The 19,667-nt window shown below is 63.2% G+C and carries 16 protein-coding genes and 1 tRNA gene; 7 read left to right on the top strand and 10 right to left on the bottom strand.

Annotation, left to right across the window (positions count from 1 at the left end):
* Positions 1–4 precede the first annotated feature (4 nt).
* Positions 5–4,738, bottom strand: a complete 4,734-nt coding sequence (gene gltB, locus LMTR3_RS03570; RefSeq protein WP_065743718.1) for a glutamate synthase large subunit — start codon at positions 4,736–4,738, stop codon at positions 5–7.
* A gap of 480 nt (positions 4,739–5,218) precedes the next feature.
* Here gltB and LMTR3_RS03565 point away from each other — a divergent pair, with 480 nt between their 5' ends.
* A complete protein-coding gene (locus LMTR3_RS03565) occupies positions 5,219–5,959 on the top strand; it encodes a hypothetical protein (RefSeq protein WP_065743717.1) in 741 nt (246 codons plus the stop codon).
* Positions 5,960–6,041: 82 nt separating this feature from the next.
* Here LMTR3_RS03565 and LMTR3_RS03560 read toward each other — a convergent pair whose 3' ends face one another.
* Complete coding sequence (locus LMTR3_RS03560) at positions 6,042–6,818, bottom strand: alpha/beta fold hydrolase (RefSeq protein WP_065743716.1); 777 nt, start codon at positions 6,816–6,818, stop codon at positions 6,042–6,044.
* Positions 6,819–7,078: 260 nt separating this feature from the next.
* The gene (locus LMTR3_RS03555; protein WP_028350462.1) at positions 7,079–7,546 is read right to left on the bottom strand and encodes an Hsp20 family protein; all 468 of its coding nucleotides are present in this window, start codon (positions 7,544–7,546) and stop codon (positions 7,079–7,081) included.
* A gap of 278 nt (positions 7,547–7,824) precedes the next feature.
* Here LMTR3_RS03555 and LMTR3_RS03550 point away from each other — a divergent pair, with 278 nt between their 5' ends.
* Positions 7,825–8,772: an alpha/beta fold hydrolase gene (locus LMTR3_RS03550; protein WP_065743715.1), complete on the top strand. Its 948-nt coding sequence runs from the start codon at positions 7,825–7,827 to the stop codon at positions 8,770–8,772.
* Complete coding sequence (locus LMTR3_RS03545) at positions 8,773–9,261, top strand: GFA family protein (protein WP_245319726.1); 489 nt, start codon at positions 8,773–8,775, stop codon at positions 9,259–9,261. It abuts the gene before it with no gap.
* Positions 9,262–9,293: 32 nt separating this feature from the next.
* Here LMTR3_RS03545 and LMTR3_RS03540 read toward each other — a convergent pair whose 3' ends face one another.
* Positions 9,294–9,965 carry a hypothetical protein gene (locus LMTR3_RS03540; RefSeq protein ID WP_065743714.1) on the bottom strand — a complete coding sequence of 224 codons (672 nt, stop codon included), beginning with the start codon at positions 9,963–9,965 and terminating at the stop codon, positions 9,294–9,296.
* Positions 9,966–10,119: 154 nt separating this feature from the next.
* Positions 10,120–11,934 carry a tetratricopeptide repeat protein gene (locus LMTR3_RS03535; protein ID WP_065743713.1) on the bottom strand — a complete coding sequence of 605 codons (1,815 nt, stop codon included), beginning with the start codon at positions 11,932–11,934 and terminating at the stop codon, positions 10,120–10,122.
* Positions 11,935–12,133: 199 nt separating this feature from the next.
* On the opposite strand from LMTR3_RS03535, the gene LMTR3_RS03530 reads away from it, so the two are divergent.
* Complete coding sequence (locus tag LMTR3_RS03530; RefSeq protein ID WP_065743831.1) at positions 12,134–12,784, top strand: LysE family translocator; 651 nt, start codon at positions 12,134–12,136, stop codon at positions 12,782–12,784.
* 4 nt (positions 12,785–12,788) lie between these two features.
* Here LMTR3_RS03530 and LMTR3_RS03525 read toward each other — a convergent pair whose 3' ends face one another.
* Positions 12,789–13,541 carry a sulfite exporter TauE/SafE family protein gene (locus LMTR3_RS03525; protein ID WP_065743712.1) on the bottom strand — a complete coding sequence of 251 codons (753 nt, stop codon included), beginning with the start codon at positions 13,539–13,541 and terminating at the stop codon, positions 12,789–12,791.
* 237 nt (positions 13,542–13,778) lie between these two features.
* Between LMTR3_RS03525 and LMTR3_RS03520 the strand changes: the two genes are divergently transcribed.
* Positions 13,779–14,672, top strand: coding sequence for a LysR family transcriptional regulator (locus tag LMTR3_RS03520; protein WP_065743711.1), 894 nt, complete (start codon positions 13,779–13,781; stop codon positions 14,670–14,672).
* 45 nt (positions 14,673–14,717) lie between these two features.
* Here the strand turns inward: LMTR3_RS03520 and LMTR3_RS03515 are convergent, their stop codons facing one another.
* The 4 genes from LMTR3_RS03515 to LMTR3_RS03500 all read right to left on the bottom strand — a co-directional run bounded on the left by LMTR3_RS03515 (position 14,718) and on the right by LMTR3_RS03500 (position 18,684).
* Positions 14,718–15,686 (bottom strand): Bug family tripartite tricarboxylate transporter substrate binding protein, encoded by a 969-nt coding sequence (locus LMTR3_RS03515; protein ID WP_065743710.1) that lies wholly within the window; start codon positions 15,684–15,686, stop codon positions 14,718–14,720.
* A 112-nt stretch (positions 15,687–15,798) separates the two neighbouring features.
* Positions 15,799–16,323 (bottom strand): isochorismatase family protein, encoded by a 525-nt coding sequence (locus LMTR3_RS03510; RefSeq protein WP_065743709.1) that lies wholly within the window; start codon positions 16,321–16,323, stop codon positions 15,799–15,801.
* A 20-nt stretch (positions 16,324–16,343) separates the two neighbouring features.
* On the bottom strand, positions 16,344–17,123 hold the full coding sequence (hisN, locus tag LMTR3_RS03505; protein WP_065743708.1) for a histidinol-phosphatase: 780 nt from the start codon (positions 17,121–17,123) through the stop codon (positions 16,344–16,346).
* 673 nt (positions 17,124–17,796) lie between these two features.
* The gene (locus tag LMTR3_RS03500) at positions 17,797–18,684 is read right to left on the bottom strand and encodes an N-formylglutamate amidohydrolase (protein WP_065743830.1); all 888 of its coding nucleotides are present in this window, start codon (positions 18,682–18,684) and stop codon (positions 17,797–17,799) included.
* Positions 18,685–19,003: 319 nt separating this feature from the next.
* On the opposite strand from LMTR3_RS03500, the gene cpdR reads away from it, so the two are divergent.
* Both cpdR and LMTR3_RS03490 read left to right on the top strand, forming a co-directional pair.
* Positions 19,004–19,363, top strand: a complete 360-nt coding sequence (gene cpdR / locus LMTR3_RS03495) for a cell cycle two-component system response regulator CpdR (protein WP_027539837.1) — start codon at positions 19,004–19,006, stop codon at positions 19,361–19,363.
* Positions 19,364–19,497: 134 nt separating this feature from the next.
* A tRNA-Val gene (locus tag LMTR3_RS03490) sits at positions 19,498–19,572 on the top strand.
* Positions 19,573–19,667: the final 95 nt, after the last annotated feature.

Raw genomic sequence — 19,667 nt, 5'->3', positions numbered from 1 at the left:
AGGTTTAAGCCCCGATCGCGATTTTCGGCTCGGCGTCGGCGTCGACCTTCAATTCCTTCAGCGCGCGGCGGTATTCCACCGGCATCACCTTGCGGAATTTCGGCAGCCAGCCCTTCCAGTTCGCGAGGATCTCGGCGGCCCGCTTAGAGCCGGTCAGCTTGGCGTGGCGCGTGATCAGCACGTGCAGCCGCTCCACGTCGGAGTCGAGCAGGTTCTGGAACACGTCGACCCGGCCATGCGCTTCGAGATCGCCGGTGTGGTGATAGGTGTTCTGGTTGATCATCTCTTCCGAGAGCACCGGCTCCAGTTCGACCATCGCCATATTGCAGAGCTTTGCGAAGTCGCCGGCCTCGTCGAGCACATAGGCGATGCCGCCGGACATGCCGGCTGCGAAGTTGCGGCCGGTCTTGCCCAGCACCACGACGATGCCGCCAGTCATGTATTCGCAGCAATGATCGCCGGCGCCTTCGACGACCGCGATCGCGCCGGAGTTGCGCACCGCAAAGCGTTCGCCGGCGATGCCGCGGAAGTAGCATTCGCCCTCGATCGCGCCGTACATCACCGTGTTGCCGACGATGATGGATTCTTCCGGCACGATGCCGGAATTCCGCGGCGGCCTGACGACGATGCGGCCGCCCGACAGGCCCTTGCCGACATAGTCGTTGCCTTCGCCTTCGAGATCGAAGGTGACGCCCTTGGCCAGCCACGCGCCGAACGCCTGGCCTGCCGTGCCCTTCAGGCTGACATGAATGGTGTCATGCGGCAGCCCGGCATGGCCGTAGATCTTCGCTACCGCCCCGGACAGCATCGCGCCGGCGGAGCGGTCGGTGTTGTTGATCTCCTCCTCGATTTTCACCGGCGCGCCACGGTCGAGCGCAGCCTGCGCCTTCTCGATCAGGCGGCGGTCGAGCACCTTCTCCAGATGATGGTTCTGAGCTTCGGCGTGATAGATCTTCTGGCCCTTCTCCTCCTTCTGGCGGACGAAGAGTTTTGAGAAATCGAGCCCCTTGGCCTTCCAGTGCGCCACCAGCGTGGACTGGTCGAGCATCTGGGTCTGGCCGACCATTTCGTCGAACTTCCTGTAGCCGAGCTGCGCCATGATCTCGCGCACTTCCTCGGCGACGAAGAAGAAGTAATTGATGACGTGCTCGGGCTGGCCGGTGAAGCGCTTGCGCAGCACCGGATCCTGGGTCGCGACGCCGACCGGACAGGTGTTGAGATGGCACTTGCGCATCATGATGCAGCCGGCCGCGATCAGTGGCGCGGTGGCGAAGCCGAACTCGTCGGCGCCCAAGAGCGCGCCGATCACGACGTCGCGCCCGGTGCGGAAGCCGCCGTCGACCTGGACCACGATGCGGCTGCGCAGCCGCTCGCGCACCAGCGTCTGATGCGTTTCGGCAAGGCCGATTTCCCAGGGGCTGCCGGCATGCTTGATCGAGGTGAGGGGGGAGGCGCCAGTGCCGCCCTCGAAGCCCGCGATGGTGACATGATCGGCGCGCGCCTTGGCAACGCCCGCGGCCACCGTGCCGACGCCGATTTCGGAGACCAGCTTGACCGAGACCTGGCCGTCCGGATTGACGTTCTTGAGGTCGTAGATGAGCTGCGCCAGATCCTCGATCGAATAGATGTCGTGATGCGGCGGCGGCGAGATCAGGCCGACGCCGGGCGTCGAATGCCGCACGCGCGCGATCGTCGCGTCGACCTTGTGGCCCGGCAACTGGCCACCTTCGCCGGGCTTGGCGCCCTGGGCCATCTTGATCTGCATCATGTCGGAGTTGACGAGATATTCCGTCGTCACGCCGAAGCGGCCCGAGGCGACCTGCTTGATCGCCGAGCGCATTGAATCGCCGTTCGGCATCGGCTTGAAGCGATCGGCCTCTTCGCCACCTTCGCCGGTGTTCGACTTGCCGCCGATCCGGTTCATCGCGATCGCGAGCGTGGTGTGCGCCTCTCGCGAGATCGAGCCGAAGCTCATCGCACCCGTGGCGAAACGCTTGACGATTTCGGAGGCCGGCTCGACCTGGTCGAGCTTCACCGGCTTGCGCTTCTCGTCCTCGGCGGTCTTGATCCGGAACAGGCCGCGCAGCGTCAGCAGCCGCTCCGATTGCTCGTTGAGGATTTTGGCGAACGCGCGATAGCGCTCCTGCGAGTTGCCGCGCACGGCATGCTGCAGCGCGGATACGGATTCAGCGGTCCATGCGTGGTCTTCGCCGCGGGTGCGGTAGGCGTATTCGCCGCCGACATCGAGCGCGGTCTTGTAAACCTGCGCGTCGCCGAACGCGTCCGTATGGCGCCGCACCGTTTCCTCGGCGATTTCGACCAGGCCCACGCCCTCGATGCGGGTGTGGGTGCCGGCAAAATACTTCGCGACGAAATCGGCCTTCAGCCCGACGGCGTCAAAAATCTGCGCGCCGCAATAGGACTGGTAAGTCGAGATGCCCATCTTGGACATCACCTTCAACAGGCCCTTGCCGATCGACTTGATGTAGCGCTTGACGATTTCATAGTCGTCGAGCGCGCCGGGCAGGCGATCCTTCATCGCGATGATGGTTTCGAACGCCAGATACGGATTGATCGCCTCGGCGCCGTAGCCGGCGAGGCACGCGAAATGATGCACCTCGCGCGGCTCGCCGGATTCGACGACGATGCCGACAGAGGTGCGCAAGCCGGTGCGGATCAGATGATGATGCACGGCGGCGCAGGCGAGCAGCGAGGGGATCGGAATCCGGTCCGTGCCCGCCATGCGGTCGGACAGGATGATGATGTTGACGCCTTCGCGTACCGCGCCTTCGGCGCGCGCGCAGAGTTCGTCGAGCACCTGTTCCATTCCCGCGGCGCCGAAGCCGGCATGGAAGGTGGTGTCGAGCGTGCGCGACTTGAAATGGGTATCAGCGACGTCGGTGATCGAGCGGATCTTCTCCAGGTCCGCATCGGTCAGGATCGGCTGGCGCACCTCGAGCCGCTTGGTCGAGGCCATGCCCTGCAGGTCGAACAGGTTCGGCCGCGGCCCGATGATCGAGACGAGGCTCATGACGAGTTCCTCGCGGATCGGGTCGATCGGCGGGTTGGTGACCTGCGCGAAATTCTGCTTGAAATAGGTGAACAGCGGCTTCGGCCGGTCCGACAGAGCCGAGATTGGCGTGTCGTTGCCCATCGAGCCGGCGGCTTCCTCGCCGGTCGCGGCCATCGGCGTCATCAGGATGTTGATGTCTTCCTGCGAATAGCCGAACGCCTGCTGCCGGTCGAGCAGCGGCAGGTTCGAACGCATGCCCTTGACGGGCGCATCGGGCAATTCCTCCAGCACGAGCTGGGTGCGATGCAGCCAGTCGCTGTAGGGGTGGCTCTTGGCCAGCGTCGCCTTGATCTCGTCGTCGGGAATGAGGCGCCCCTGTTCGAGGTCGACCAGCAGCATCTTGCCCGGCTGCAGCCGCCACTTGGTGACGATCTCATCCTCGGGGATCTTCAGCACGCCCATTTCGGACGCCATCACGATGCGGTCGTCCTTGGTGACGAGATAGCGCGCCGGACGGAGCCCGTTGCGGTCGAGCGTGGCGCCGATCTGGCGGCCGTCGGTAAAGGCGATCGCGGCAGGGCCGTCCCACGGCTCCATCAGCGCGGCGTGATATTCGTAGAAAGCGCGGCGCTGCTCATCCATCAGGGGATTGCCGGCCCAAGCTTCCGGAATCATCATCATCACCGCGTGCGGCAGCGAGTAGCCGCCCTGCACCAGGAATTCGAGTGCGTTGTCGAAGCAGGCGGTGTCGCTCTGGCCTTCGTAGGAGATCGGCCAGAGGCGGCTGATGTCCTTGCCGTAGAGCTCCGAGTGAACGGAAGCCTGCCGCGCCGCCATCCAGTTGACGTTGCCGCGCAGCGTGTTGATTTCGCCGTTATGGGCGATCATCCGGTACGGATGCGCCAGCGACCAGGTCGGGAAGGTGTTGGTCGAGAAGCGTTGATGCACCAGCGCCAGCGCGCTCTCGAAATCCTCTTGGTGCAGGTCGGGATAGTACTTGCCGAGCTGGTCGGCGAGGAACATGCCTTTATAGATCACGGTGCGGCAGGACAGCGAGACCGGGTAATAGCCGGCGAGCCCGCGGTCGCGACGCTGGTAGATCGCCTGCGAGATCGACTTGCGCAGGATGTAGAGCCTGCGCTCGAACTCGTCCTCGGTCTTCGCCGTGCCGTTGCGGCCGATGAAGACCTGCATGTGGTAGGGTTCGGTCGGCTTGACGGTGGCGCCGAGCGAGGCGTTGTCGGACGGCACATCGCGCCAGCCGAGCAGCACGAGGCCCTCTTCCTTGATCTGTTCGGCGATGATGCTCTGGATCACCTTTCGCCACGCCGTCTCCTTCGGCATGAACAGCGCGCCGATCGCGTAGTGGCCGGGCTCCGGCAGCTTGAAGCCGAGCTCGGCGGCCTTGCGTGAGAAGAACGCGTGCGGGATCTGCACCAGAATGCCGGCACCGTCGCCGGCGCGCGGATCGGCGCCGACTGCGCCGCGATGTTCGAGGTTGCAGAGAATGCTGATCGCGTCGGAGACGATCTGATGCGACTTCCGGCCCTTGATGTTGGCGATGAAGCCGACGCCGCAGGAATCCTTCTCCATGCCGAGGTCGTACAGGCCCTCGGCCGGCGGGCGCCAGTCATGCTCGCGCACAATGTCGGCCGGTTTCGAAGCCGCGGTCGCCGACAGGGTTTCTGTCACGATGTTTTCGCGCTCGAATTCCGACCCGCTCATCTCATTCCTCTCAAAAAGGCTAAGGGCCTCACCGCATCGTCGGCGCACCTTGGACGCTTGCGGCACCCCCCGGGCCACCGCTCGTCCGCCGCGAGCCGCAATTTCTTAAATTCAGGCTTGGGCGTTCAACGTCCCTGAGGAACGGCCTTGCCTGCACTGCCCTGGAGCTCGTGTCGCCACGGTTTCGTTGCAATCCCTGTGCCGGGACGGCTCCGCAATTGAGACAGTGATACTGTCCTAACTTCGACCATGCCAAATTTTTCTTTATCACACAAGCGCGTGAAAGTCCTCGCTCGCATGCGGATCGACGCCTGCTAGCCTGGGGGAAAAGCCGCCCGCTGGAGGTTTGCGGCAGCGGCGCCCCGATCCGGCCCAAGGACCGCCGGATTTCGCAATGAAATTCGCCCCGGGCCGTCGACGAGTGAGCAAAATGCTCCGGCTACGGTCCGGAGGCTGCGGGGCTTACAGGAGCTTTCGGTGATGAAGTTGTTCACGGGATCTTTGGCGGCGGGACTGGTCCTTCTTGCGGGCGGCGCGCAGGCGCAGGTGCCCGGGCCTTATGAGATCGGGCGCTCGCCATACAGGGCGGCATCGGATTTCGACGCTCCCTATGCGGTGGCACCGCAACCGGTTCCCGGGCCGTACTACGAGCCTGGGCCGCGCTACGGAGCCGTGCCGCAGTATGGAGACGGTCCGGGACTGTTGCCGTCGACCGAAGTCTATTCCGTGCTGCGCGATAACGGATTCTCGCCGCTCGGTATCCCGAGGCTGCGCGGCTTGGTCTACACGATTGCGGCGCTCGACCGCGGCGGCGAGGACGGCCGGCTGGTAATCGACGCACGCAACGGCCGGATCATCCGTTTCGTGCCGTCCCATCGGATGGGCGATAATTTCTACGAGGAGCACAGCGCGCTTCCGGCAACTCCGGGGGCTCCGCCGCCGCAGGCCCATGCGCCGGCCACCCCGGCCAACGTCCAGGCCGCGACGCGGCCGCAGCGGCCAGCCCCCCATGTCGCGAGCCGCGCGGTGCCGATGCCGAAGGCCAGTCCGGTCGCCGCCAAACCTGCACCGGCGCCGGTCAAGCAGGCTGCAGCGCCTGCGCCGAAGCCGACCGAAGTTCAGGCCGCAGCGTCGCCGGCGGTGACGGGTTCGGTCCCGGCCAAGCCCGCCCCGCAGATTGCGCCGACGCAGGCGATGCCTGACGTGCAGGGGCTGGAGTAACTCTACCGTCATCCCTGGGTTCGCAGGGACGACAGCCACAAGAACGCCCCGGTCTCCCCGGGGCGTTTTTCATTGCGAAGAGCTATTCGTGCTGGCCGGCGGCGGCCAGGATCAGGTCGGCGACCTTGTCGGCCTGAGAGACCAGTGACAGGTGGCCGGCCTCCAGCTCGACCGTCGTGGCATTCATCCGCTTGGCGAGATACCGCTCGAGATCGGGATTGATGGTGTAGTCCTGTTTCGACACGGCGTACCAGCTCGGCTTGCTGCGCCAGGCGGCAGCGGTGGTGCGGCCGGCGAACAGGGATGCCGCGGTCGGCTCCTGCACGGCGTAGAGGACTTCCGCCGTCTTCCGGTCGACGCCATTGGCAAAGTATTTCAGGAACGCGTCCTCCGACAATTTGGTGAAGCCGTCATGTTCCTGAACGCCCGCGCGCGCCGGGCCGGCCGGAAACTTCTGCGAGAGCGCGACAAAATCCTCGCCCGCATCGGGCGCGCGCGCCGCGATATAGACCAGCCCCGTGACCTTCGGGTCGGTGCCTACTTCGCTGATCACGGTGCCGCCCCAGGAATGCGCCACCAGCACGGTCGGACCGTCCTGTTGCGCCAGCGCGCGGCGTGTGGCGGCTACGGAATCTTCCAGCGACGTCAGCGGATTCTGGACCGCCGTGACGTGAAGTCCCGCTGCCTGCAGCCGCGGAATGACTTTCGACCAGCTCGATCCGTCGGCCCAGGCGCCGTGCACCAGCACGACATTTTTCACTTTGACCGGTGCCGCGGCCTGTGCCGGCGTGGTGAGTACGCCAAACGATCCTGCAAATACACTGGCGGCGAGCGCCGCAACGATCCGTAACCTTGTCATCGATCTCTCCTGATTTGATAGGTCTGTTGAAGCGCTGGGTGCGAAGGTGAATACGTCGTCGAACTGCAAACGTTACGCGTCTCGGCGCCGCCGGTGCCGAGGCACGCGGTCAAATAGTCGTTGCAGGAGCGCACATCATTTAAATTCGCTGTTAATGAGCGGAGCCGGATTGCGCCGTCTTCGTGATGCGCGCACAAAAAAACGCCCCGGTCTCCCCGGGGCGTTTTCGTGTTCAGCCAATACCGGCTGAACCTACCGTGTTACGCGGCGACCGAAGCGTCGACCACCTGCGGGGCCTGCGCGCCCGAATTGATCGGAATGCTGCGCGGCTTCTTGGCCTCGGGGATCTCGCGGACGAGATCGACGTGGAGCAGGCCGTTCTCGAGCGAGGCGTTCTTCACCTGCACGAAATCGGCAAGCTGGAAGACGCGCTCGAAGGCGCGTGCGGCGATGCCGCGGTAGAGCACTTCGGATTTGTCCTTGCCGTTCTCGTTGGCGGTTTTCTCGCCCTTGATCGTCAGCGTGTTTTCCTTCGCGACGATCGAAAGCTCGCCCTGCGAGAAGCCGGAAACCGCAACGCTGATGCGGTAGGCGTTCTCACCGGTGCGCTCGATGTTGTAGGGCGGATAACCGGGGCTGCCGTCGGAGGTCACCTGATCGAGCAAGTTAAAGAAGCGGTCGAAGCCGACGGTGGAACGATAAAACGGGGTAAGATCGTAGGTACGCATAGGATAGTCCTCCATTGAGCGACTGTTGCAATTACCCGCCCGCCATCGGGCCGGGCTTTAGTCCCGTGCAGCCTCAGTTTTTGGAGCCTTGGTTTTTGAAGCCTTGGTTTTTGAAGCCTTGGTTTTTGAAGCCTTGGCTTCGGTTCCGAAACACTGGTAGTGGCCTGCACAGAAGTGATATGGGAGGGGTGAAACGGCGTTCAAGAGGGGGCAAAACAGGCCCTTTTTTACGCTCCCGCCTTGATTTTCAGCCCTGTTCACCTAGCCGGTTCCTCCTCATGACGCTCGTCTCCATCCCCGCCAATCCGGTTCCGGAGGACGTCGTCTCGGGCACCATCAAGACGCCCGACGGCGCGGAACTGAGGTTTGCACGCTGGGCGCCGCCGGCGGGGCGCAAGGGCACGGTTTGCGTCTTCACCGGGCGCAGTGAGCAGATCGAAAAATATTTCGAGACTGTGCGCGACTTGCGCGATCGCGGTTTTGCGGTGGCGATGATCGACTGGCGCGGCCAGGGGCATTCCTCGCGCCGCCTGCGCGATCCGCGCAAGGGGTACGTCCGCGACTTCTCCGATTTCGAGGTCGACGTCGAGACCTTCGTGCAGCAGGTCGTGCTGCCGGATTGTCCGCCGCCTTATTTCGCGCTGGCGCATTCGATGGGCGGCGCGGTCATGCTGCGGGTGGCGCATGCGGGAAAACGCTGGTTCGACCGCATGGTGCTGTCGGCGCCGATGATCGACCTGCCGGGGCGCACGACATCGTTTCCGACGCGGGCGCTGCTTCGGATCATGCGGCTGATGGGGCAGGGCGGCCGCTACGTGCCCGGCGGCAGCGATGCGCTGACCGGAACGGAATCCTTCATCAACAACCCCTTCACCAGCGATCCCGTGCGCTACGCCCGCAACGCCGCGATCCTGGAAGAAGACCCGACGCTGGGCATCGGCTCGCCGACGGTGGCGTGGGCCGATACCGCGTTCAGGGCAATGAATACCTTTCGCGGCTTGAACTACCCGTCCGAAATCCGCCAGCCGATCCTGATGCTGGCCGCCAGCAACGACACCATCGTTTCGACGGCGGCGATCGAGGAATTCGCCTATCACTTACGCGCCGGCTCGCATCTGGTGATCGCAGGCTCCAAGCACGAGATCCTGCAGGAGCAGGACCGCTACCGCGCGCAATTCTGGGCGGCGTTCGATGCGTTCGTGCCGGGGACGCCGCTGTTCAAATAGTTGATTGCTGCGGCTCGAGCCGGTTCAATCGACACAAACCGCTTCGGCTATATTCCGGGTCTGGAGAATGCGATCATGATTCGTGGAAGCTGCCTGTGCGGCGCGGTCAGGTTCGAAGTCGACAAGGTTCGATCGATCACGCACTGTCATTGCGCCAATTGCCGCAAGCTAACCGGCGCAGCATTCGCAACATACGCTCACGTCGAAGTTGACAAGTTTCGATTTTCGGCAGGCGAGGACATGACAGTGCGCTATGAATCCGCGCCCGGCAGTTTCCGTTATCGTTGCAAGGTGTGCGGCTGCCTGACGCCAGGCAAGGCAAGTTATCTTGAGACAGTCAGCATCCCCGCCGGCTTGTTCGACGATGATCCCGAGGTTCGGCCGCGCTTGCACGTATTTACGTCGTCGCGCGCGCCCTGGTGGACGATTCAGGACGACTTGCCTCAGCACGAAAGATGGGTCCCAGGCTACGGGCCGAAGCCAGAGTGAATGCGTGGCCGGCCGCGCCCGCCCTGCGGCAATTATCTTCCAGCCGCCGGCTTCGGCAGCCGTGCCGTAATTCGTTCCGGCAAACGCCGCTCGACGAACAGCGTCCTGACCTCGGCCACGCTAAGGTAGCGCGCCTCGCCTTCGCCCTTGCCGAGGATTTTCAATAGGACCGGCCATTCGCCCTTCATCAGGATCGGGAAGTACCAGCGCGCTGCATCGCCGTCGCGCTTGATATTGTCTGCCATGAAGGCCTCGATCTCCTTCGCCGTCAGCCCGATCTCGATGCCTCCGGCGGGATCTTTGCAGTCCTTGCCGAAGCTGGCGAGCCGTTCGATTTGACCTTCATGGACGTTTGCTTCGGCGTCGAGAATGCGTGAACCGCCGCCATGCTTGTCGAGCGGGCCGTTGCGCAGCTCGTCGAGCACGGCGCCTGACGTTGCGCTCTTGAATACGCGCAGTGGCCCGAGGCCGTTGGCAATGACGGCGACCATCCAGGCTTTCCGCCGCACTTCCTTTTGCTCTGAGCCCGTTTCGCCGCTTGCCAATCCGATCATCTCGGACAGCCGCGAGAGCGGCACGACATGGCCGCCGACATAGCCGTTGGCGACTAATGCGCGCAGGAAGGGGCAGGGGTTGTTGGGCGAAACGGGTAACTGCCCGGCGGGCGCAGCGCCCGGGGCGGTGGCAATGCGTTGGTCCGACATGACTCAAATCCTCAAAGGCGCCGAATATGAAAATGGCCGTTCCCGACGCGGAGGGATGACGGTTCTGAAAATGGAATTCGGCGGCGCGCTACTTCAGGGTGTGGGTAAGTTTGGCGGAATTCGACGCCGTGTCAACCGATAGGCTTACACACGCTCAGGAATCCGCGGCGAGCTTCGGAGCGGAGTCGACGACGGTCAATCTGCTGAAGGGGATGCCGGCCTTCACGAGGCCGTCGCGATAATGGGCGATGTCGGCCGGCAGCTTCCAGTGGAAATTGCGCAAATACCGGTCGACGGTCAGGTTTGGATAGTTGCTCAGGAGAACCTCGGCCGCGCTCTTGGCTTCCGCGGTTCGTCCCAATTGCGCGAGCGCCGCCGCCCGTATCGCCAGCGCCTGGAGATGATTGGGATTGACATAAAGCTCTTCGCGCGCCCAGGACAGCGAAGCGTCGTATTGCCCGAGCAGGTAATGGCTGAACGCGTTCACGGCGGCCCACTGATATCGAGGGTCGTTGTTGCCTTGCTGGGCTGCCATCGTAAACAGTTCGATGGCTTGCCGGTGTTCGCCACTCATCAGATGACAAAAGCCGAGCACGCCGCGGGCACCCATGTCGTACGGATTGAGCCCGACTGCGCGCTTTGCGGCATCCATTGCCGCTTCATAGTGTCCTTCCACCGCGTGCAGATAGGCCAGAATTTGAAACGCGAAAGACGAACGGGGATCGAGCCGGACGCTGCTCTCCGCGAGACACATCGCGGAGTCCCACAATTCGCGCGTGCTCTTGATCCATCCGAACTGAATGCCCTGGATCTGGATGGTGGCGAGATAGGCGCGCGCGATCGACAGCGTCGGATCGAGCGCGATGGCTTCCTTGAACAGGCTGATCGAGGTTTCGTAGTCCGCCTTGGTGTGCAGGTAGTAGTAGGACAGCCCCTTGAGGAAGCGATCCCAGGCGCTGATGTCGTTCGAAGAGGAGCGGGGCGGGGCAGATGCCTCCGCCCGGTAGATTTCAGCCGCGATCGCCGCCGACAGGCTGGTGGTGAGCTCGTCCTGCATCGCAAACAGGTCGCCCATGTCGCGGTCGAACCGGCCGGTCCATAATTGCTCGCCGGTTTCGGGTGCGATCAAGTCGGCGGTGACGCGGATCTTGTTGGCGGCGCGGCGCACCGAGCCCTGGATCAAATAGGTGGCATCGATCTCGCGCGCGATCAGGCGCGTGCTCACGTTCTTGCCCTTGAACGAGAACGTCGAGTTGCGGCTCAGTACCCGATAGAACGACTGCAGCGATAGCGCGTGGATAAGGTCCTCGGTCAGCCCGTCGGAAAAATACTCGTCCGCGCTTTCGCTCAAATTCGTGAACGGCAGCACGCCCACGATCGCGGTGCGATATTGGGCGGGCAGGTTGGTAGCCGATATCTCGGACGCGGCCTTGGGTGCCGGGCCGACGGCATCGACACCCCCGGGCTGCCAGGTCCAGACATGGATCGGCTCCTCGATGTTCTTGAACCGGTAGGGACCGGCGTCGACGAATGTGACGCTGAGGCGCTTGCCCGCTTCATGACAGGCCTTGCCCGAAACCGCCACGCCGCCGGGGGCGGCGACCGATTCGAGGCGGACCGCGATGTTGACGTCGTCGCCGAACACCTCGTCCTCGTCGGCCATCACGTCGCCCATGTGGATGCCCATGCGAAACTGCATGGCGCGATCGGCGGGCAGGTGCTCGTTACGTTCCGCCATCACCATCTGCATCGCGACCGCGGCCTCGATGGCACCGACGATAGAGGGAAACTCCAGGAGGAAGCCGTCGCCGGTGTTCTTCACCAGGCGGCCGCCGTGATTGAGGATGATCGGATAGATCGCGCTTCGATGGGCCTTGAACGTGGCATGCGTCCCCGCCTCGTCGGCTCCCATCATTCGGGAGTAGCCGGCGACGTCAGCGCAGACGATGGCTGCCAGGCGTCTTTCCATATCCCCACTATATCCCCAACGGCCCCGGAATGGGCAGGATAACCACTACGCGGTCAGCCAACCAATTCCAATGTTTATAAAATAAGCACAATCTGGTGGAAGCCTGATTTCCCCATGATAGTACTGCAATCCCTCGGGGATTGGCATCTGCGCGCAATAAGGCTGAGGGCGCCCAAGGAACCATCAAACGATGACAGAGATGCTCGGCATTCACCAACTCTGGCTATTCATTCTGTCGGGCCTGCTGCTCAATATCACCCCGGGGCCGGACACGGCCTACATTATCGGCCGCAGCATCCAGTTCGGATGGCGCGGCGGGGCGGCTGCGGCGACCGGGATCAGCGCCGGCTGCCTCGTTCACGTGTTCGGCGCCGCCATCGGCCTCTCGGCGCTGTTGATGGCGTCATCTGCGGCCTTTGCGGTCCTGAAATGGGTCGGAGCTGCCTATCTGCTGTTTACGGGTGTCCAGATGCTGCTGTCGCGTTCGCGCCCGCTGGCGGAGACTGGAGTGTCAGGCAATGGTTCGGCAGGCAGCGAGACATCGCTTGCCCGCGTGTTCTGGCAGGGCGCCCTGACCAATGTGCTCAATCCGAAGGTGGCGCTGTTCTTTCTGGCGTTCCTGCCGCAATTCGTGGCGGCGGAGTCTGCCCACAAGACGCTGGCCTTCCTGGTGCTCGGCCTGATCTTCATCACCAGCGGCACGTTGTGGTGCTTTTGCATCGCCGCCTTCGCAGCCCGGGCCGCGGGCCGTATCCGCCAATCGGCCGGCGCGGTGGCCTGGATCAACCGCGCGCTCGGGGGACTGTTCGTCTATCTCGGTATCCGCGTGGCGATGCTGGAGGCGCGCTGATGCTTCAGCCGTGGATTTTCACGAAGGCGCTGCCGGCGAGATAGAGGCCGAGCAAGATCATCGCGATCAGGAACCAGCGGCGGAACACGTCCGGCTGCATGCGATTCCGCACCGCCTGTCCGATGAACATGCCGGTAAAGGACGCCACCATCGCGATTGCGCCGGGCAGCGCCGTCGCCGCCGTCAGCAGGCCCGCGGTGGTGAGATTGAAGGCGAGCGCCACCGTGGCGACGGTAAAGAACACGCCGAGCGCCTGCACCAGCTCGTCCTTCTCCATCCCGATCGCCTGCAGATAAGGCATCGACGGGATCACCTGAACGCCGGTCGCGGCCGACACCACGCCGGTGATCAGGCCGACGATGCCGCCGATCCATTTCTCGTCGCGGCGCGCAACCTTGAAGTGGAGCTTGCTGAGACCGAGGATCGCGTAGATCACCAGCAGCGTGCCGAGCACGACGGTGCCATAGGGCGCGTAGGGGCCGGTCAAAAGCCCCGCGTTCAGCCAGATGCCGGCGACGGTGCCGGCCATCAGCGGCCACAGCCGCCGCATGATGTCGCGCAAATACGGGCCGCCAAAAGTCTGCCAGACATTGGTGACGATCGCCGGCACGATCATGATCGCAATCGCTTGCGCCGGCGACATCGTCACCGCGAGCAGGCCCATCGATACCGTCGGCAGGCCGAGCCCGATCACGCCCTTGATGAAACCGGCCAGCAGGAACGCCGCGGCGATGAGAATGAGCAGGGAATCGAACATGGGCGGACATTGACCTATCGGCGTATCGGGCACAATCTGGAGATTACGGAGACAGCCTTCGGGGAAGGCGAAGGCTATCGGCACGCACGTTGGTCCTCATCCTGAGGAGCGCGCATGGCGCGCGTCTCGAAGGATGGCCGCGGGCGGCAGCCGGGCCGCATGGTTCGCCCGGCGATGCGTAGCATCGTCCGGAGATGCGCCGTCGGCGCTCCTCACCATGAGGGTTAGGAAATTCCCATGCGTTTCGATCTGGTCGATCTTCAGCTCTTCGTCGCGGTCGCCGAGACCCGCAGCATCACCAATGGCGCGCAGCGGGTCCATCTCGCGTTGGCGTCGGCGAGTGAGCGGATCAAGGGCCTGGAAGAGGCGCTCGGTGTTTCGCTGCTGAGGCGCGGCCGCCGCGGCGTCGAGTTGACGCCAGCCGGCGAAAGCCTGCTCGACCATGCCAGGATCGTGCTCCACAACATCGAGACCATGCGTGGCGATCTCGCTGACTTTGCCCGCGGTATGAAAGCCACCGTCCGTTTCCTCGCCAACACGTCGGGGCTTTCGGAATATCTGCCGAAGACGTTGGCTGCCTTTCTGGCTGCACATTCTCACATTTCGATCGACGTCGAGGAACGCGAAAGCAGCGAGATTGCACGCGCCATCGTCATCGGTGCCGCCGATCTCGGGCTTGCCGCCGAACACGCGCTTGCAGACAGTATCGAGCGGATGCCGTTCAGCGAGGATCGGTTGGTGCTGGTTGCCGCGCGGAACGACGAACTGGCTAATCGGCGGCAGGTCGATTTCGCCGAAATAGTGGAGCGCGATTTCGTCGGCTTGATCAGCTCGATCGCGCTGCACGCCCATGTTAGCGGACACGCCGCGCGTCTCGGCGCGCGGCTGCGCTTTCGTGCGCGGCTGAACAATTTCGATGCGATTGGTCAGATGGTCGCCGCCGGCATCGGGATTGGCGTGATGCCTGAAGTCGCGGCAAAGCGATGCGCGCGATCGATGAAGATCAATGTCATCAGGATCCGGGACTCCTGGGCCAACCGGCGGCTCGTGATCTGCGCGCGGAGCTTTCGGGCACTGCCCAAGCCCGCGCAGCAATTGGCCGAGCACCTGCGCAAATCTGCGCCACGTTGAACGTGTGAGGGAGCGCGAATGCTGACGGTCTGGGAAAGCCCGGCGTTACTTGCCGGTGGCAAGCCCCGCAGCCTTGATGACGCGCGCCCACCTTTGGGCCTCGGTTCCGATGTAGTCGCGAAAATGCCCGGGCGTGTTGCCGGCGACCGTCAGGCCTTGATCTGCAAGCTTCTGCTTCACCTGCGGATCGTTCATCGCCTCGTTCGCGACGCGGTTCAGGGTGGCGACGATCGCCTCGGGCACACCGGCCGGCGCGATCATGCCGTACCAGTTTTCGATCAGCAGGTCGGGCATGCCGACTTCCGCGGTGGTCGGCACGTCAGGTGAGGTGGATGCACGTTTCGGCGCGCCAAGGGCAATCGGGCGCAGGCTGCCTGACTTGATATGCGGCAACAGCACCGGCAGATCGAGGAACGCCATCTGCACCTGCTGGCCGAGCAGATCGTTGATGGCGGGCGCGGCGCCCCGGTAGGGCACGTGCACGATGTCGATTCCCGCCGTCAGCTTGAGCAGTTCACCGGCAAGGTGCGGCATGCCGCCGACACCGGCGGATGCAAAATTGAGTTTCCCAGGCTGAGCCTTGGCGAGCGCGATCAGTTCCTTCATGTCGCCGGCGGGCACGTTGCTGGCGACGACCAGCATCTCCGGCACTGTCGTGACCAGCGTGACCGGCGCAAAATCCCTCGCCACGTCGTAGGGCACCTTTTCCATCGTTGGGTTGATGACAAGCGAACTCGCGCTGACGATCCCGATCGTGTAGCCGTCTGGTGCCGCCTTTGCGACCGCATCCGTGCCGAGCACACCGCCCTGGCCGCCGCGATTGTCGATCACGACCGGTTGCTTGAAGATCTCCGACATGCGCTGGCCGACCAGCCGCGCGATGATGTCGTTGGGACCGCCGGCCGGGAACGGCACGATCAGCTTGATCGGTTTTGCGGGAAAATCCTGTGCCGAGGCCAGCGCTGGCGATAGCAGCAGCATCAGTCCCGTCAGCAGTCTGCCGAGAAATCGCATGAATGCCTCCCCGTGGTCCCGCGTCTATGCGCGCGTTCGCGTGCGATCCTAGGGGATGGATCGGTCGATGCATAGTTCCGACGAGGTGGTCGAATGAGGCGGGTTGTCTTCGTTAACGCAAGAGTTCGTCCGTACGTGCGAGCCTGACCGATCGCTGCGTGATCAAGTGGTTCCAGACCCAGTTATGGTGACGAATGACGCTCGCCGCGTCGAGGTGGGGCCGGTCGTTCAAGGTGTGTCCGTCGGTTACCACCACGACGTCGTAATGATTTGAAACGGCCGATCGGACAGTCGCATCGACGCAAAGGTCGGTTGCCCATCCCGTGATGAGGATCCGGTCGGGCGCGATTTCCTTCAGGCGCGCCGCGAGATCGGTCTCGACGAAGGGATCGTTCAGGGTCTTGCGAATGACGATGTCGGCAGGAACGCGATTGAGCTCCGGCAGAAGCGCCCAGCCCGGCGTGCCCGGCACGAAATCGTCTTCCGCGCCGCTGCAATGCTGCACGAAAATCACCAGGCCTGAACGTTCGCGGATGCTGGCGGCGAGCCGGTTGATGCGCTCGACGACACCGGTCAGATCGTGCTTCGGTTTCCCATTGAGAAGCCCGACCTGCATATCGACGATCAATGCATCCATCGGGTTCTCTGGCCTTGCCTCTAGCTATTCAGCAATTTCAGCGTGGCCTCGTGCACCCGGGCATCGCCGGCGGCGACGATGCGGCCGCCGCTCTGAGCCGGCCCGCCCTCCCAATTGGTGACGACGCCGCCGGCGCCGGTGACGATCGGGATCAATGCCGCGATGTCATAGGGCTTGAGTTCGGTCTCGACGACGAGGTCGAGATGGCCGGCCGCCAGCATGCAGTAGGAATAGCAGTCGCCGCCATAGCGCGACAGCTTCACTGCATGTTCGACCCGACCGAAGATCTCGCGGTCGGCGGCGTTCATCAGCAGTGGACTGGTGGTGAAGGAGGTCGCCTCCTTCAGCGATGCGCAGCGGCGCACCGTCAGCCGGCGCTCGCCGGATGGCCCGGAATAGTGCGCCGAGCCGCTATCGCCGGAGAAGCGCTCGCCGATATAGGGCTGGTGCATCATCCCGAACACCGGCATGCCCTTGTGCAAGAGCGCGATCAGGGTGCCCCAGATCGGAAAGCCCGCGATGAAGGATTTGGTGCCGTCGATCGGGTCGAGCACCCAGACATATTCGGCATCCTCGCGCTCGTTGCCGAATTCCTCGCCGACAATGCCGTGCTGGGGGAAATTGGCCTTGATCAGGCGTCGCATGACGGCTTCGGCGGCGCGGTCGGCCTCGGTGACCGGATCGAAGTCGCTGGCGCTCTTGTTGTCGATCGAGAGTGAGGTTCGGAAGAACGGCAGGATGGTCTCGCCCGAAGCGGTAGCAAGGCGCCCGATAAACGCTGTAAAATCGATGACCGTCACGGCTGTCCCTTACCGCACTAGAAATGCCGCCTCTTGCCCATAGCGTTTTCGAGCGAAGTGGATACCGGTTCGCGTGAAGAAAACGCGTCAAAACAAGAAGCTAGAGCTTCGGCTGATTCAATCAGAACCGAAGCTCTAGCCCAATCCGGGCTGCCGCGCATCGCCAACGGCACGTTATTCCCATTCCTCTTGCGAACGGACTTTCGAATCGCTTTCGAAAAGGCTTCGTTTCAGGCGTGGATTTTTGGTTAGCCCGGCCATCACGAAGTCGCGAGTTTTGGCATACCAGCACTGCAGTAAGCTCGGAACTGACGCGGCTACGTCTATAAGCCTTTGATATAATTGAACTAAAAGATCATAACCACCGGTGTTGCCGATTTGCCGGACTGACCCGGTTTGCACCGGAAGTGATCCGAAAACTCTTGCCTTTTGTGCAGCGCGGTCGCATATTGTTGCGGTGCGGTAGCGCCTCGCGCTATCGCTGCCCTCCTTGGGCGTTTCCTCCCTAGACTTGGGCCGCTTGTTCATTCAAGCGGCCCTTTTTTCTTTTGTGCCGTCTTTAATCTTCAGCCGTCATTCCGGACGTCGCGCAGCGGCGATCCGCAATCTCGAGATTCTCAGGTGCGCAATTGCGCACCATAGTTCGCTTCGCGACGTCCGGAATGACGAAGCGTCACTCCGCCGCCGCCTGGAACGGGCCGAGGTCGCCGAGCGGCACCTGTGCCAGCGCCTCCGCCAGCATTGCGAAATCGGTGACCACCTGGGCAAAGCGGGGGCTGCGCTCCCTGCGCCGCTCATCCATGTAGATCGCGCGGTTGAGTTCGAGCTGCACGGTGTGCAGGCCGCTCGCAGGGTTGCCGTAGTGCTCGGTAATGAAGCCGCCGGCATAGGGCTTGTTGCGGCCGATCGAATAGCCCAGCCCGCTCATGATGTGCTCGACGACATCGGGCAAAAGGCTCGCGCAACTGGTGCCGTAGCGATCGCCGATCACGATATCGGGCCGCCGTGGCTCGTCTCTGGATACGCCGACCGACGGCATCGAGTGGCAATCGACTAGGATCACGGTCCCGAATGCCTGATGGGCCTTGTTGATCAGCCGCCGCAGCGCACGGTGGTACGGCTTGTAGAGCGCCTCGATCCGCCCCAGCGCGTCATCGACGGAAAGCCGCTCGCGATAGATTTCCTGCCCATCGCCGACTACGCGCGGGATGGTGCCGAGGCCGCCGGCCACCCGCATCGAGCGGGTATTGGCAAAGCTCGGGAGGCGGCCGGTGAACATCCGCGGATCGAGTTCATAGGGCTCGCGGTTCACGTCGACATAGGAGCGGGGGAAATTGACCCGCACCGTCGGAAAGCCCTGGTCGCTCAGACCACCGATCAATTCGTCCATGAACGAATCCTCGGAGCGGCGCAGCGCGGCGAGGTCGATCCGGGAGGCGTTGAGGAATTCGGACGGGTAGACGGAGCCGGAATGGGGCGAGTTGAAGATGATCGGCGCCCGCCAATGCTGCGGCTCCACGATCTCGAAGGGAGGCGACAGTTCGCCATCAAGCTGGGTCATCGTCGGGCGCCGTCCCTTGAATGTCCGCATTTCCCTTCGGCCGGCCGGTCATGCGACCGATTCCACCGGAAGGGCGGGTATTGTAAGGATGCATTGTCCGTAATCGTAATCATTCTGCCAAGCGAAAAAAGCCACGGTTTTCCTGGAAGGTGTCGTAAACGCCTGAAAAGCGCCGCCTTGATCGATCCTGATGCGCGCCGCTACAAAAATAGCGCTGCCCGCTGCCGCCAAGAAGCCGTTACCTTTCACCCGAAATTTACCCTCTGTCGGGCTTAGTGGGCGCAATGATCCTCCAAGCCAGGTTCAACGACTGACCGCCATGCACAAGATCCTCCTCGCCGAAGACGACAACGACATGCGACGTTTCCTGGTCAAGGCGCTGGAAAACGCCGGGTTTCAGGTCTCGCCCCACGACAATGGCATGTCGGCCTATCAGCGGCTGCGCGAGGAGCCGTTCGAGATGCTGCTGACCGATATCGTGATGCCCGAAATGGACGGCATCGAGCTGGCGCGCCGCGCCTCGGAACTCGACCCCGACATCAAAATCATGTTCATCACCGGCTTTGCCGCGGTCGCCCTGAATTCCGATTCGGAGGCACCCAAGAACGCCAAGGTGCTGGCCAAGCCCGTTCACCTCCGCGAACTGGTCAGCGAAGTGAACAAGATGCTGGCGGCCTGATTCGGCGGCTGTTTCGTTCGAAAAGGCAGCAGAAATTAGTGCCGAGCATCCTTGCCCGGGCGCTTTGGAGCCGATATACGGACCCCACCCAATACGAATAAAGCTGGAGCGGGATGACAGGTCATCCCATTCCGGGGCGCGTAGCTCAGCGGGAGAGCACTACCTTGACATGGTAGGGGTCACAGGTTCGATCCCTGTCGCGCCCACCACGCTTCGCCCTGACGGGCTACGCGTGGCGCAGCCACGCGGAGACTGTCAGGTCGGAGCGTGTCCGGCGTAGCTTGAACGAAGTGAAAGCGAAGAC

Source organism: Bradyrhizobium sp. LMTR 3 (assembly GCF_001693485.1).
Taxonomy (GTDB): domain Bacteria; phylum Pseudomonadota; class Alphaproteobacteria; order Rhizobiales; family Xanthobacteraceae; genus Bradyrhizobium.
The sequence above is the reverse complement of the archived record's forward strand: the minus strand, read 5'-3'. Positions and strand labels throughout refer to the sequence as shown.

Coding starts and splice junctions, on each gene's coding strand:
- LMTR3_RS03540 (WP_065743714.1), bottom strand. CDS start 9,965: ATGTCGGACCAACGCATTGCCACCGCCCCGGGCGCTGCGCCCGCCGGG.
- LMTR3_RS03565 (WP_065743717.1), top strand. CDS start 5,219: ATGAAGTTGTTCACGGGATCTTTGGCGGCGGGACTGGTCCTTCTTGCG.
- LMTR3_RS03560 (WP_065743716.1), bottom strand. CDS start 6,818: ATGACAAGGTTACGGATCGTTGCGGCGCTCGCCGCCAGTGTATTTGCA.
- LMTR3_RS03550 (WP_065743715.1), top strand. CDS start 7,825: ATGACGCTCGTCTCCATCCCCGCCAATCCGGTTCCGGAGGACGTCGTC.
- LMTR3_RS03520 (WP_065743711.1), top strand. CDS start 13,779: ATGCGTTTCGATCTGGTCGATCTTCAGCTCTTCGTCGCGGTCGCCGAG.
- cpdR (WP_027539837.1), top strand. CDS start 19,004: ATGCACAAGATCCTCCTCGCCGAAGACGACAACGACATGCGACGTTTC.
- LMTR3_RS03515 (WP_065743710.1), bottom strand. CDS start 15,686: ATGCGATTTCTCGGCAGACTGCTGACGGGACTGATGCTGCTGCTATCG.
- LMTR3_RS03510 (WP_065743709.1), bottom strand. CDS start 16,323: ATGGATGCATTGATCGTCGATATGCAGGTCGGGCTTCTCAATGGGAAA.
- LMTR3_RS03530 (WP_065743831.1), top strand. CDS start 12,134: ATGCTCGGCATTCACCAACTCTGGCTATTCATTCTGTCGGGCCTGCTG.
- LMTR3_RS03555 (WP_028350462.1), bottom strand. CDS start 7,546: ATGCGTACCTACGATCTTACCCCGTTTTATCGTTCCACCGTCGGCTTC.
- gltB (WP_065743718.1), bottom strand. CDS start 4,738: ATGAGCGGGTCGGAATTCGAGCGCGAAAACATCGTGACAGAAACCCTG.
- LMTR3_RS03500 (WP_065743830.1), bottom strand. CDS start 18,684: ATGACCCAGCTTGATGGCGAACTGTCGCCTCCCTTCGAGATCGTGGAG.
- LMTR3_RS03535 (WP_065743713.1), bottom strand. CDS start 11,934: ATGGAAAGACGCCTGGCAGCCATCGTCTGCGCTGACGTCGCCGGCTAC.
- LMTR3_RS03525 (WP_065743712.1), bottom strand. CDS start 13,541: ATGTTCGATTCCCTGCTCATTCTCATCGCCGCGGCGTTCCTGCTGGCC.